Raw genomic sequence first — 14,748 nt, 5'->3', positions numbered from 1 at the left:
GTGGGATTGAGATGAGTTTATTGAAAAAAAGTGCTGCTCTTTTAATGGCAGCCACAATGGCATTAACTGGGGCTGCTTGTTCAAATAGTAAAACAGAGGGGAAACCTGAAGCGCAGGCAAAAGTAGCACCAGTTGAAAAAAATGGTGATAAAACTGTAATTCGTTTTTGGCATGCGATGGGTGGAAAAACACAAGGTGTACTAGATGGGCTTGTTGCAGACTATAATAAATCGCAGAATAAGTACGAGATAAAGGCAGAGTTTCAAGGAACATACGAAGAGTCTTTAACGAAGTTTAAAACGATGTCTGCTACGAAAGAAGCTCCAGCTCTTGTTCAATCGAGTGAAATTACAACGAAATATATGATTGATAGCAAAAAGATTACGCCTATCGATAGTTGGATTAAAAAAGATAAGTACGATACATCAAAATTAGAAAAAGCAATTACAAATTATTATTCAGTTGATGGAAAAATGTATTCTATGCCATTTAATTCATCTACGCCAGTATTAATTTATAATAAAGATGCTTTTGCAAAGGCTGGGTTAGATCCAGAGAAAGCTCCACAAACATATGCTGAATTAAAAGAAGCCGCGAAAAAGTTAACGTTTAAAGAAGGCGGAAATGTAAAACAATATGGATTTTCTATGCTCAATTATGGTTGGTTCTTTGAAGAATTGTTAGCGACACAAGGGGCTTTATATGTAGATAATGAAAATGGCCGTAAAGATGCTGCAAAGAAAGCGGTATTTAACGGTAAAGAAGGACAGAAAGTATTTGGAATGTTAGATGAATTGAATAAAGCTGGTGCACTAGGAAAGTATGGAGCAAGTTGGGATGATATTCGTGCCGCGTTCCAATCTGGACAAGTTGCTATGTATTTAGATTCTTCAGCAGGTGTTCGTGATTTAATTGATGCATCTAAGTTTAATGTAGGTGTTTCGTATATTCCGTATCCAGAAGATTCAAAGCGAAATGGTGTTGTTATTGGCGGTGCATCATTATGGATGACGAATATGGTTTCAGAAGAAACGCAGCAAGGTGCATGGGACTTTATGAAATATTTAACGAAGCCAGACGTACAAGCAAAATGGCATACTGCAACAGGATATTTCTCAATTAATCCAGATGCATATAATGAATCGTTAGTAAAAGAGCAATATGAAAAATATCCACAGTTAAAAGTAACAGTAGAACAATTACAAGCGACGAAGCAATCTCCAGCAACTCAAGGTGCATTAATTAGTGTATTCCCAGAATCACGAGATGCAGTTGTAAAAGCATTAGAAGCAATGTATGACGGAAAGAATAGTAAAGAAGCGTTGGATGAAGCTGCAAAAGCAACAGATAGAGCGATTAGCATTTCAGCTCGTACGAGCCAAAAATAAAAGAAAGCCGTATCCTAAAGGGATACGGCTTTCTTTATAGGGAGATAAGGGATCAAAGAAATGATGAACTCTTATCTCTTTTATATGAGTAAAGGGTCTAGAATGAATATTGTCCTTTTCATTATTTATTTAACTCCATTGCAACTTGCTTACCATTTACGAAAACCTCTACCACCGCTACTACAACTTCCATCACTTTTTTCATATCTCATCTCTCCTTGTTTTTTGTTTCATTTCTTACTTTTAGTATAAGGAAATATAGTAATTACAACTATCGAATTGAATGACAAGAGACTTACAGTGTTGTAAGGAAATTAGCTGCATTTGTAATAATAATACTTTCTAGTAGTTGAGTTCAGAAAATTCCTTTAAATAAAGTTATAATTAGAAATAACTTTATTTAGAAAGAAGGAGAAAAATGAATAGGATACTTGTCATTAGTGATATTCATGGAGAGATTGATAAATTTAAAAAGTTACTTGAGGAAATACAATACAACGCAAAACAAGATCAATTAATTCTATTAGGGGATTATGTGGATCGTGGTCCGAATGCACGTGCTGTACTTGAAAAGGTGAAAGAGCTAAAAGAAGAAGGAGCATTCGTTTTAAAGGGAAATCATGAAGATATGATGATTAAAGCGCTAACGACAGATGAGGAACGCTCATGGAACCATTGGGTAAAAAGAAATGGTGGAGATAAAACGTTATATAGCTATGGATTTGTAGAAGAAGATATTGCAGTTAATGAAGGGGACTTCCAAAAGCCAATTTTACAATCTCACGTATTAGAGGAACATGTAAAATTTATTCAAGAATTAGATCATTACATTGAAACAGAAGAGTATATATTTGTACATGCTGGTGTTGAGCCAATGAAACGAGTTTCTGAATCTGAACCATATACGTTAATGTGGATCCGTAATGAATTTCATAGTGGATATAGTGGCGAAAAGGTTGTTGTATTTGGCCATACGGAAACAAAAACGCTTCATGGTAGTGAGAATTGCGGAGTATATTTTGGTAGTAATCGTATTATTGGAATTGATGGCGGGGCTGTGTATGGCGGTCAATTAAATTGTTTGGAGTTGCCGAGTAAAAAGGTGTACGTAGTAAAAAATTGAAAGAGATAAGGGGAATCTTATTTCTTTCAATTTTTTATTAAGCAAAATTTAAGAAAGAGTTTTTATAATAAAGGCTCAAAATTTTATATCTAGCAAAAACTTAGAAGGAAATAGTTGAAAATGAAATTACATAATAGGATTACATTCTTTCGTTATGAAGAGCAGAAATGTAATAATAAATAGAATTGAACTATAGTATGGAAGGTGAGAATATGCGCTTACTTGTAGTAGAAGATAATGCTTCGTTATTAGAGTCTATCGTACAAATTTTGCGTGATGAATTTGAAGTAGATACAGCGTTAAATGGAGAAGATGGATTGTTTTTGGCAATGCAAAACATTTATGATGCAATTTTACTTGATGTGATGATGCCAGGAATGGACGGGTTTGAAGTAATTCAAAAAATACGTGATGAAAGAATTGAAACGCCAGTCCTGTTTTTAACAGCGAGAGATTCTTTAGAAGATCGAGTGAAAGGATTGGATTTTGGCGGAGACGACTATATCGTAAAGCCGTTTCAAGCACCAGAACTAAAGGCGAGAATTCGTGCTTTATTACGCAGAAGTGGTAGTTTAACAACAAAGCAGACAATTCGATATAAAGGAATTGAATTGTTTGGAAAAGATAAAGATGTTCAAGTAGAGGGACAAGATATTAAGCTGACATTAAAACAATATGAGCTTTTAGAGTATCTCATTCAAAATAGCGGAAAGATTTTAATGCGTGAACAAATTTTCGATCGTGTTTGGGGATTTGATTCAGATACGACAGTAGCAATTGTAGAAGTGTATGTGCATCATTTACGTAAAAAATTAGAGCCATTCGGTTATCAGAAAGATATTCAAACTGTTCGTGGTATTGGATATATATTAAAAGAGAAATGAAAAAAGGAAGTATGTTTCAAAAAACACGCATTCGTCTGACTATAGTGAACTCATTAGTATTTATCCTATTAATAGGAGTATTAGGTAGTATTGTTTATTCGTACACATATAAGCGTATTTATAATGAAGTGGATCAATCTATAAAAATGATGGCTCAGTATGGAGAAAAACTAGATGTTAAAATACCACCAAGAAAACGCATGGAGAAAATCCAAATTGGAGATCCGCGGGTAACTAGAATAACTTGGAATGGGAAAATAGTGAAAATAGAGGGCGATAATCGTAAATTCCGTTCTATTTTTGAAGAGAATTTGGAAAAGTTTTCTCCAAAAAAGTTAGAGGATTTGCAAGATATTGAAGTGCAAGGACGATATTTTAGAGCATTTTCGCTTCAAAAAGATGGAGAAATAGTTCAAATCGTGCGAGATATAACAGCGGAAGAAGGAATGTTAAATACTTTATTTTTAATTCTCGTGATAGGTTGTAGTATAGGAAGTCTCTGTGCAATAGGTATCGGCTTTTTCCTAGCTGGCAGAGCACTCATACCGATTCAAAATTCATGGGAGAAACAGCAGCAGTTCGTTTCCGATGCATCGCATGAATTAAGAACGCCACTTGCAGTTATTCAATCAAAGACGGATGTGTTATTTCAGTCCCCCTCCGCTACGATAGAAGAAAAAGCGATGGACATTTCTACAATATCTAAAGAATGCAGGCGGTTATCGAAACTAGTTAGCAACTTATTGTTGTTAGCACGTTCGGATTCAAATCAAATTGAGATGGATAAAAAAACATTTGAAATGGGTAAATTGTTAGAAGAAATAGTAGATCCATATAAAGAAATTGCTTCTTATCAAGAAAAAGAGATGATATTAAAAGTAGAACGTAACATGTCTTTTATGGGTGATAGAGAACGGATTCATCAAATGATGGTCATATTGTTAGATAATGCGATGAAATATACGAATGAAGGCGGTCATATTCGAATTGATTGCACGCAAACGAGCAGCTCGATTTGTATACAGGTGAAAGATGATGGGATAGGCGTGAAAGTAGAGGATATCCCAAAATTATTTGATCGTTTTTATCAAGGGGATAAAGCAAGGAGTACATCAGAGGGAGCTGGATTAGGTCTTTCAATCGCCAAGTGGATTGTAGAAAAGCATTACGGAAAAATATTAGTAGAGAGCAAATGGGGAGAGGGTACTTGTTTTGAAGTAGTTCTCCCTAAAAATCAAAAAATATAAGTAAGAAGACGATCTTGTTTTTACAAGGTCGTCTTTTTTTAAGGGAAAGTTAAGAAACTATTTATATTATGTATTGCATAAAGAAAAATTGTTACATGAAGAAGAGATTATAGAGGTGTATGTGAGTAAATTTTCTCGATCATAATGTTATCTCAGGCAGTGATGAGATGTATGTATAGTATTTAAAAAATGATCCCGCTATTTTCTGGACAGTAAAACTCGGCTGGAGTCGGGCTGTCCGGAAATACTCGATTGGTGAAGGCTAATATTCAGTGGAAGATGAAGCTTCCCATTGAGTATAGTTTCACTTTATGGGAATGATGGGAAAGAAAGTATAAGAGGGAGGAATTAATTTTGAAAAAGAAAATGATGATGGTATTCACTATTGGAGTAATGAGTTTAAGTATATTAGGCGGTGCCTCTCCTTCTGAAACATCGAAAGGAAAGACAGACTATGCGCAGCGCAGTAAAGAGCAATTAAACAATGGAAAGATACATGTAATAAATACAGAAGAAAAAGCAGAGAAATTAGGTATTGAAACGGAAGGAAAAGAACAAATTACGCTAGAAAAAGAAATTCATGAAACAGAAGTAGGCAGAGAAGCAGAACAGTTAGGAATTTCGATTGAAGGAAAAGATGTTGGAATTCTTTCAGAAGAAATCTATGAAACAAAAGTGAAGCAAGAAGCGTTAAACTTAGGGATATCTGTAGAGAACAAATCGATTGTGGATTTAATAAGCCAAATCAATGCAATCAAAATTAATAAGGAAGCAGAGAAATTAGGCGTTTCGACTGAAGGAAAAGAAATAGAAGAGGTTGCGGAAGAAATTTATGGAACGAAAGTAAGAGAAGAAGCAGGAAAGTTAGATATTTCTCAAAAAGGAAAAGAGATAGAAGAGTTAGCGCAAGAAGTGTACGAACAAAAAGTACAGGCAGAAGCAAAAAAATATCATATTGATTTGTATGGTAAAGATATATATCAAGTATTAAGAGAAATTAATGAACAAAAAGTGCTACAATTGGCAGATGAGCTTAATATGGACAAAATGAATATGAACATTCAAGAATTAGCAGAAAAAATAAAAAGAGATCAGCCTGAAAAAGGAAAAGAACTAAATTTTGTACCGATGGTTCGAACGGATGCTGACGCGTTTTATTCTTATTTAACGAATTAAAAAGGGCGTGAGAGTGATACGAAAATTGAAGTGGTATATATGCATAGCTTTACTTGGCGTAGCAGTATGGAGTGTATATACAAATGGAATCACAAAGTATATGGAGAAATTAACATCCTTCATACAAAGCGGAAAAAGAACGGAGTTTAGTAATAATGATGAAAAGATCCTCTTATCAAATGTGCCTTTAATTCAGCAGTTACCAGAGCTGGATAGAGGGTGTGAAGTGACAAGTTTAGCAATGATGTTACAATACGCAGGCGTTTCAGTAGATAAGATGAAATTAGCAAATGAAATAAAAAAAGTTGATTTTATGGTTGATGGTGTACGCGGAAATCCGAATGAAGGGTTTGTAGGAAATATTTATACCTTTTCTGAATCCGGCTATGGTGTATATCATGGGCCACTTTTTCAGTTAGCGAAAAAATATTTATCTAATAAAGCTGTGGATTTAACAGGAAAGAGTATAGAGGAAATATATAAGAGTGTAAAAGCAGGGCAACCGGTAGTCATGATTACAAATGCAACATATGCTCCTTTAGATGAAGATGAATTTACTACATGGAAAACAAATAGTGGGGATGTTTCTATTACATATAATGAACATTGTGTTGTACTTATTGGGTACGATAAGGAATCTGTATATATTCGAGACCCGCTTGATGATAGCTTAGATGTGAAAGTACCAAGAGAAAACTTTGAACAGGCATGGGTGCAAATGGGGAGTCAGGCAATTAGTTATGTAAAGAGCTCTAAATAAATTAGGACGGAGAGTTTTAACAATATAGCTATAAGGTGAAGGATAGAGGTTTAAGGAATTATAAGAAAAGTTTTGTAGGGTGTTTTGTTTAGAATAGAAGCTGTTAAGAAATAAGAGAACTTTAGCATATATAATGCTAAAGTTCTCTTATTTTTATGATTAAAATGCTTAGAAGTAGTGAATATATAAAAATGCATAATCGACGAAAAAAATACATTTTATCATTATATATTGTTTTATGTATGTTAATTGTATAAAATTACACAAGTATTCACATTACATAAAGGAGGCTTATTATGCAAAATATATTTAACTGGGTTAAATGTATGAGTATCAAGAAAAAATTAATCATTTCATTTTTTATTATTTTAACTATACCAGGACTTATTATCGGTGGTGTTTCATATCAAACTGCCAAAACAAATTTTGAACATCAAATGACAGATAAAGCAAAGGAGAATATTTCAGTTTTAAATACTGTTATTTCTCAAAATATAGAAGAGAAATTTGTTGATGCGACGTACTTTGCAGACATCTTAACAGAGGATACATATCCAAATGGACAAGAAGAAATAGTAAGAACGAAGTTAGCACAATATATAAAGCTTCATCCAGAAGTAGAAGGTATTTATATTGGAGCGCAGACGGGGAAGTTTATAAGAGAACCATTTATTCAAATGTCTGATGGCTATAATCCAACAGATAGATCATGGTATAAAGAAGCGCAGGAAAATAAAGGAAAGGCAATTGTTACTGCACCGTATCAATCGGCATCTACAAAAAATATGGTAGTAACAATTGCTAAAGAAGTAAAAGATGGTAAAGGTGTTATAGGTATTAACTTGAATTTGGATAACATCCTAAAGATTTCAAAAATGATTAATATTGGTGAAAAAGGCTATGCAGTTATTTTAGATCAAAATAAGCAAATTGTTAGTCATCCGTCTAGAAAGCCTGGTTCAAAGGTTACTGATCCTTGGATTAAACCAATTTATGAAGACAAACAAGGAAATGTATCTTATACAGAACAAGATGATAAAAAGAATTTAATCTTTGCAACAAATGAGAAAACAGGATGGAAAATAGTTGGAGTTATGTTTGACGAAGAAATTATGCAAGCTGCCAGTCCAGTGTTTTATAAGACTTTGATTGTCATAGCTATCGCTATTGCATTTGGTAGTGTATTAATTTATTTCATTACAAATTCTATTACAAGGCCATTACGAAAAATAGCTGAATCGGCACATAAAATTAGTAAGGGAGATTTAACCGAGAAAATTACAATCCACTCCAAGGATGATATAGGGAAACTAGGGAATTCATTTAATGAAATGTCTACGTCTTTACAAGATGTGATTACCCAAATTAGCTTTTCGGCAGAGCATGTTGCAGCATCGGCAGAAGAGTTAACAGCGAGCGTACAGCAAGCGAATGATGCGACAGATCAAATTACAATTGCAATGGAACAAGTATCAGGTGGGGCTGAGTCACAAAGCCAAGGTGTTGAAGAAGGCGCGGCTACATTACAACAAGTAAATACAGCAATTCAAGATGTAACTGGAAGCGCAGAGTCAATTTCTATTTCCTCATTACATGCGCGAGAAAGAGCTGAAGAGGGAGAAGATTTAGTTGAACAAACCGCAAAACAAATGCAGTCTATTTCTAGATCGGTATCCGATTCAGATGCTATTATTAAACTTCTTGATGAGAAGTCAAAGCAAGTAGGAGCTATTTCTGAAGCAATTCAAAACATTGCAACTCAAACAAACTTATTAGCTTTAAATGCGGCTATTGAAGCAGCAAGAGCAGGTGAACAGGGACGAGGATTTGCTATTGTAGCCGATGAAGTTAGAAAATTAGCAGAGCAATCAGGAGAATCATCTGGAGAGATTGCAAATTTAATTGCAGAAATTAAGGCTGATATTGAACATACTGTTAAGGCAATGGATAATGTGAGTGGGGAAGTTCAACAAGGCTTAGATGTTGTAACAAAAACGAAAGTAAGTTTTACAGAAATTTTAAGTTCTACTACTCATATTGTTTCTCAAGTTAATCAAATGGTAGAAACAACGAGGAGAATCGCTGGAGATGCAAATGAAGTGACAAATGCTATTGATGAAATTGCAGCGGCTGCAGAAGAAAATACAGCTAGTATGCAAAGTGTTGCAGCGTCAACAGAAGAACAAGTAAATTCGATGGAAGAAATTAGTTCAGCTTCGCAAAACTTAGCTGAGATGGCCGAAGAACTACAAGCAATGACTAGTAAATTTAAAGTATAATAACAGCAAATAAGTAAGGTGAAAATAATATCACCTTACTTATTTTTCTATTCAGCAATTAGGGGAGTCATTAGTGGGATGAAAAAAAGAAAAAAACTATGGAATTTATGGAAAACGATTACATTGCTAGTTTGTACAGTTGTAATTTTTTCTTTACTTGTTACAGATATATTAATTAGTCATAATGTAGAGCGGACAACGGAGGATAGCCAGGCAGAGAAAGCAAAAACGATTGCCCATATTGTGGCAAATGATTCGATTGTAATCGATGGTTTGATTGGAAAAGCAGATACTTCTGCAATTCAAACGTATACAAATAGAATATTAAAAAACACAGGTGTTCAATTTATTGTAGTTATGGATATGAATGGAATAAGAAAATCACATCCAAACCCTCAAAAAATAGGTCATCATTTTATTGGAGGAGATGAAGGGCCTGCATTGAAAGGAAAGGAACATGTATCGCTAGCAGAAGGAACGTTAGGTATTTCAATGCGAGTGTTTGTACCTATATTTTCTGAAACAGGTGAACAACTTGGAGCGGTAGCCGTTGGTATCTCGGCAGATAATGTAAAAGAGAGAGTTAAGGAAAGTAGACATATTATTTATATCGGTGTCGGAGTTGGAGTACTAGTCGGAATTATAGGAGCAATATTGCTAGCTAGACATATAAAGAAAAGTTTATTCGGTCTTGAGCCGCACAGGATAGCGAAAATTCTTGAAGAAAGAAATACGATGTTACAATCTGTAAAGGAAGGCATTATTGCTGTAGATAAAGAGGCGAGAGTAACGTTAATTAATAATGAAGCGAAACGTCTATTTAAAAAAAGTGGACTTGAAGAAGATTTTATAGGTAAAGACGTTGAGCTATATATGCCGAATTCGCGTATAAAAGAAGTATTGCAAACGGGAGAGGTACAATTAAACGAAGAACAAAATATTTACGGAATTACGATTGTGACGAATCGTGTTCCTTTATATGTAAAAGGAGAAATAGTTGGCGCAATTGCAACATTTCGTGATAAAACAGAGATTAGAAAACTAGCAGAGGAACTAACTGGTATTAGGCTATATGCGGAAGCATTACGGGCACAATCTCATGAGTTTATGAATAAAATGCATGTTGTATTAGGGCTTACACATATGAAACAATATGAAGAATTACAAAAATATATAAGTGGCATGGTATCAGAGCATCAATATGAAATTGGTGGAGTTATGAAAAGAATAAAAAGTCCAGTATTTGCTGGTTTTTTACTAGGTAAACTTAGCTATGCTAGGGAGAAAAATATTAAGTTAATTATAAGTGAAGATTCTTACTTGCCGGAAATATATGATGAAAGTATTACTCATGAACTTATTACGATTGTAGGGAACTTAATAGATAATGCATTAGAGGCAGTGATACATTGCAAAAAGAAACAAGTTGAAATTGGGGTGCAATATCAGAATACATTAACTATTACAGTGCAAGATACGGGGAAAGGTATAGAAGAAGACGAAGTGGATGCATTATTTACAAAAGGTTATTCCACAAAAGGGGATAATCGCGGTTATGGTTTGTATCTTGTAAAAGAAAGTATACAGCGAATAAATGGGGAGATTCACATTTCCTCCTTATTAGGAGAGGGAACAACGATAACAATTGAAATACCTAAAGGTAGGGATGAGAAGCAAATATGATTAAAGTTTTAATTGTAGAAGATGACCCGATGGTAGCAATGTTAAATACACATTATTTAGAGCAAGTAGGAGGATTCGAACTTGTTCAAGCAGTTAACTCAGTAAAATCGGCGATAGAAGTATTAGAGAAATCACGAATAGATTTAGTCTTACTTGATATTTTTATGCCTGAAGAGACTGGATTTGAGCTTTTAATGTATATTCGGAACCAAGAAAAAGAAATCGATATTATGATGATTTCAGCTGTACATGATATGGGGAGTATTAAAAAAGCATTACAATATGGCGTAGTAGATTATTTAATTAAACCATTTACATTTGAACGATTTAAAGATGCATTAACTATATATCGAGAAAAACTTACTTTCATGAAAGAACAACAAAAAATTAGTCAATCGGAATTAGATTCGTTAATTTTACAAAAAGAAAAAAGAGAGCCTACTGTCAATAAAGAGCTCCCGAAAGGATTAACGAAGCAAACGTTGCAATTAATTTGGCAGAAGATCGAGTCGCTGAATGGACGAGCGTTTACAACAGATGAAATGGCACAATTAGTAGGAATTTCAAGAGTTTCTATTCGAAAGTATGTAATGTTTTTGACTGAAATTGGAGTGTTAGAAAACGAAATGGTGTATCAGCATGTGGGAAGACCTGTAAGTAAATTAAGATGTGTTGATCAAAATAAAATAGGTTTTTACGTATAAGCGACTTATTATAAGTCGCTTATACTTTTTTTAATTACAAAACCAATTACAAAACTTACAAAAACTATTTTTACTATTGAAAGCGTTTTAATATTGTTATTAAGAAAACAAGGGGGTGCCATATGGGAATTCAAAAGAATGTGGAAGCGGTATCATTTGCTGAAGGAAATGAATTGAAAAATGAATCTTTCGCTTCTAAAATTATGAACGTTAAAATCGGTGTTATACCTTTACCGTTATATGTAGTATTGGCTGCTATTATTTATGGGGCATCTGTATATAATAAATTGCCAGCAGACATGATTGGTGGTTTTGCAGTTATTATGATCATGGGTATTTTCTTAGGTGACATTGGGATGAGAATTCCAATTTTAAAAAATATCGGTGGTCCAGCAATTCTCTCATTATTTATTCCATCATTACTTGTATTTTTTAACTGGATGAATCCAGCTTCAATGGAAGCTGCGACTATGTTAATGAAAAAATCGAACTTTTTATATTTATATATTTCTTGTTTAGTAGTCGGAAGTATTTTAGGAATGAATCGTAAAGTGTTAGTGCAAGGTTTCGTTCGTATGTTTATTCCTTTAGTAGTAGGAACATTAGCTTCTGTAGCAGTAGGATTATTGGTCGGTTCACTATTCGGGTTTGAAATGAAGCATACATTCTTCTTTATTATCGTACCAATTGTGAGCGGTGGTATTGGAGAAGGGATTTTACCATTGTCATTAGCATACAGTGACATTTTAAATGAATCATCAGCAACATTCGTATCACAGCTTATTCCGGCAGCTATTATTGGGAATATGTTTGCAATCGTGAGTGCAGGGTATATGAAGCGTTTAGGCGAGAAGAGACCTGAGCTTAGTGGTAATGGTGTATTAGTGAAAACAGACAATCAAGCAGAATTATTAAAAGAACAAAATACAGAGAAGCCAATTGATTTCTCATTAATGGGAGCAGGTTTATTAATTGCATGTACGTTCTTTATCTTCGGAGGGTTTGCTTCTAAGTTCATCGGTATTCCTGGGGCAATCATTATGATTTTCTCAGCAGCACTTGTGAAATACTTTAAACTAATGCCAGCAAAAATGGAGCAAGGAGCATTCCATTTATATAAATTTATTTCAAAGAATTTAACTTGGCCGTTAATGGTCGGATTAGGATTGCTATATATTCCGTTAAAAGACGTAGCGGCAGTTCTTTCAGTGGGATATGTTGTTGTTTGTGCATCGGTTGTTCTTACAATGGTAGCATCAGGTTTTCTTATAGGAAAAGTGATGAAAATGTATCCAGTTGAATCAGCAATTGTAACTGGATGTCATAGCGGTTTAGGCGGAACTGGAGATGTTGCTATTTTATCAGCTTCAAATCGTATGGAATTAATGCCTTTCGCACAAATTTCGACGCGTTTAGGCGGGGCAGCAATGGTTGTAACAGCGACAATCTTATTAACAATGTTTTCATGATCAAACAAGCTAGCTATATTCATATAGCTAGCTTGTCAAATTAAGGGGAGATTATAAGTATGTTAGAAAATCAAATTAATGAAAGATCATTGTTATTGCATAAAGAGTTGGTAGGGAAAATTGAGATTACAAGTAAGGTAGAAGTTAATACAGCGGATGATTTAAGCCTGACTTATACACCAGGTGTAGCGGAGTCTTGTAAAGCAATTGCAGCAGATGAAGAAACAGCGTATGACTATACAGCAAGAGGGAATATGGTTGCAGTTGTTTCAGATGGAACAGCAGTACTTGGTTTAGGGAATATTGGACCGAAAGCGGCTATGCCTGTTATGGAAGGGAAAAGTATTTTATTTAAAAAGTTTGCGAATGTAGATGCTTTCCCGTTATGTTTAGGGACGACGAATGTGGATGAAATCGTTACCCTTGTGAAAAATTTAGAACCTACATTTGCAGGTATTAATTTAGAAGATATTGCAGCACCACGTTGCTTTGAAATTGAAAAACGATTAAAAGAAGAAACGAATATCCCTGTATTCCATGATGATCAACATGGAACAGCTATTGTCGTCTTAGCAGCTGTTATTAATGCATTAAAAGTTGTAAGTAAACAAATGGATAATGTGAAAATTGTTATTAACGGTGCGGGTTCGGCAGGAATTGCAATTGGAAAATTATTATTAAAAGCTGGTGTAAAACACATTACGTTAGTTAGCTTAGAAGGTATTGTTTGTGAAGGTGAAACATGGATGAACGAAGCGCAAATTGAAGTTTCAAAGAAGACAAATCGAGAATATGTGCGTGGAACATTAAAAGAAGCGATTCATCAGGCTGATATCTTTATTGGCGTATCTGCGCCTAACGTATTAACGAAAGAATTTGTAAAGACGATGAATGAGAAAGCGATTGTGTTTGCAATGGCAAATCCAATTCCAGAAATATTCCCAGAAGATGCATTAGAAGCTGGAGCTGCTGTAGTTGGAACTGGTCGTTCTGATTATTCAAATCAAGTAAATAATGTATTAGCGTTCCCTGGTATATTCCGTGGTGCTTTAGATGTACGCGCGACTGATATTACAGAAGAGATGAAATTAGCGGCAGCATATGGGATCGCTAACATAATTACGGACGAAGAGCGTAGTGCGAACTATGTAATTCCAAATCCATTAGATAAAAGAGTTGTTCCGAATGTTGCAGAAGCAGTAGCGAAAGCAGCCATAGATTCAGGTGTGGCACAAATTACGAAAATGCCAAGTTATAAATAGTAAAAAGCAGTGCCTTCAAGGCACTGCTTTTTTGAGGTAAGAAATCAAAATAATGAAGAAGTGTAGAGTTATTCGTGCTCCCGCATTATTTATCCCGCCCAAAATTCAGTGGATGCAAGGAAGTAGATTAGTTTTGACAACTTACTCAACAGTGATTACAAATTGATCATAATATTTTTCATTCACATATATATTTAATACCCATAATCCGGATGAAGGTAGCGATATAGTGAGAGGGAGTTCGTTTGTAGTAGAATCGATTGTATTTGAAGTAGTCCAAGTTTGTTTGGAAGTTTCTTGTTGATAGAGTATTGGTGTTGGAGTTACAGATCCCTGTTTTAGCGCGATAATAGATACATTTCCAGTTGGTATTTCAGGATCTAGAAAGTACCACATAATTTCATTTTGTTCATTTGCGACAATAGATGTATCAGCAATTGCAATTCTTCTTTCAATCCCCTTTAAAGGTATCTTTCCGTCTACGAAGGAGGGCGCTTCTTCCCAATTTACATCTTTTAAAACACTAAGATGAAAAAAGGAAGGTGCGTTAACCTGAGATGATGATGTTACTATGGCTTCTTTTTTTAGTGCTTTTGAATCAGGTTGAGCCTGTGTGCATCCAGTGATGAGAAAGGAGAAAAGTAGCATAGTTCCGATTTTTTTCATGGTGCCACGCTCCTAATTATTATTGTTAGTGTAATTGTATTTGCTAGATAGCGGGACAATTCCTTTAAAGTATAAAAAGAGGTCGTAAGTTTTGTACGACCTCTTTT

General features: G+C 34.6%; 12 protein-coding genes and 1 pseudogene. 12 read left to right on the top strand and 1 reads right to left on the bottom strand.

The window, feature by feature from the left end:
- Nucleotides 1-11 precede the first annotated feature (11 nt).
- The 12 genes and pseudogenes from A6J74_RS14000 (at nucleotide 12) to A6J74_RS13950 (ending at nucleotide 13,975) form a co-directional block, all read left to right on the top strand.
- Nucleotides 12-1,388, top strand: a complete 1,377-nt coding sequence (locus A6J74_RS14000; protein ID WP_000054808.1) for an ABC transporter substrate-binding protein — start codon at nucleotides 12-14, stop codon at nucleotides 1,386-1,388.
- A gap of 418 nt (nucleotides 1,389-1,806) precedes the next feature.
- A complete protein-coding gene (locus tag A6J74_RS13995; protein WP_001079919.1) occupies nucleotides 1,807-2,511 on the top strand; it encodes a metallophosphoesterase family protein in 705 nt (234 codons plus the stop codon).
- A gap of 212 nt (nucleotides 2,512-2,723) precedes the next feature.
- Nucleotides 2,724-3,395, top strand: a complete 672-nt coding sequence (locus A6J74_RS13990; protein ID WP_001238627.1) for a response regulator transcription factor — start codon at nucleotides 2,724-2,726, stop codon at nucleotides 3,393-3,395.
- Nucleotides 3,396-3,406: 11 nt separating this feature from the next.
- On the top strand, nucleotides 3,407-4,642 hold the full coding sequence (locus A6J74_RS13985) for a sensor histidine kinase (protein WP_033657392.1): 1,236 nt from the start codon (nucleotides 3,407-3,409) through the stop codon (nucleotides 4,640-4,642).
- A 354-nt stretch (nucleotides 4,643-4,996) separates the two neighbouring features.
- The gene (locus A6J74_RS13980; RefSeq protein ID WP_000728558.1) at nucleotides 4,997-5,818 is read left to right on the top strand and encodes a hypothetical protein; all 822 of its coding nucleotides are present in this window, start codon (nucleotides 4,997-4,999) and stop codon (nucleotides 5,816-5,818) included.
- A 13-nt stretch (nucleotides 5,819-5,831) separates the two neighbouring features.
- Nucleotides 5,832-6,578, top strand: coding sequence for a C39 family peptidase (locus A6J74_RS13975; protein ID WP_000619781.1), 747 nt, complete (start codon nucleotides 5,832-5,834; stop codon nucleotides 6,576-6,578).
- Between the two features lie 296 nt (nucleotides 6,579-6,874).
- Nucleotides 6,875-7,870, top strand: a pseudogene (locus tag A6J74_RS30790) (HAMP domain-containing protein); the annotation flags it as partial.
- Nucleotides 7,871-7,909: 39 nt separating this feature from the next.
- Nucleotides 7,910-8,857: a methyl-accepting chemotaxis protein gene (locus A6J74_RS30785; RefSeq protein ID WP_438285140.1), complete on the top strand. Its 948-nt coding sequence runs from the start codon at nucleotides 7,910-7,912 to the stop codon at nucleotides 8,855-8,857.
- 78 nt (nucleotides 8,858-8,935) lie between these two features.
- Nucleotides 8,936-10,540 (top strand): sensor histidine kinase, encoded by a 1,605-nt coding sequence (locus tag A6J74_RS13965; RefSeq protein WP_000746368.1) that lies wholly within the window; start codon nucleotides 8,936-8,938, stop codon nucleotides 10,538-10,540.
- On the top strand, nucleotides 10,537-11,244 hold the full coding sequence (locus tag A6J74_RS13960) for a response regulator (protein ID WP_000598683.1): 708 nt from the start codon (nucleotides 10,537-10,539) through the stop codon (nucleotides 11,242-11,244). Before A6J74_RS13965 ends, A6J74_RS13960 begins: the two co-directional genes overlap by 4 nt.
- A gap of 122 nt (nucleotides 11,245-11,366) precedes the next feature.
- The gene (locus A6J74_RS13955; RefSeq protein ID WP_000512713.1) at nucleotides 11,367-12,713 is read left to right on the top strand and encodes a 2-hydroxycarboxylate transporter family protein; all 1,347 of its coding nucleotides are present in this window, start codon (nucleotides 11,367-11,369) and stop codon (nucleotides 12,711-12,713) included.
- Between the two features lie 59 nt (nucleotides 12,714-12,772).
- On the top strand, nucleotides 12,773-13,975 hold the full coding sequence (locus A6J74_RS13950) for an NAD(P)-dependent malic enzyme (RefSeq protein ID WP_000892433.1): 1,203 nt from the start codon (nucleotides 12,773-12,775) through the stop codon (nucleotides 13,973-13,975).
- 141 nt (nucleotides 13,976-14,116) lie between these two features.
- Here the strand turns inward: A6J74_RS13950 and A6J74_RS13945 are convergent, their stop codons facing one another.
- Complete coding sequence (locus A6J74_RS13945; protein ID WP_000719667.1) at nucleotides 14,117-14,641, bottom strand: DUF4871 domain-containing protein; 525 nt, start codon at nucleotides 14,639-14,641, stop codon at nucleotides 14,117-14,119.
- Between the last annotated feature and the right edge of the window lie 107 nt (nucleotides 14,642-14,748).

The organism is Bacillus sp. FDAARGOS_235 (assembly GCF_002073415.2).
Taxonomy (GTDB): Bacteria; Bacillota; Bacilli; order Bacillales; family Bacillaceae_G; genus Bacillus_A; species Bacillus_A toyonensis.
The sequence above is the reverse complement of the archived record's forward strand: the minus strand, read 5'-3'. Positions and strand labels throughout refer to the sequence as shown.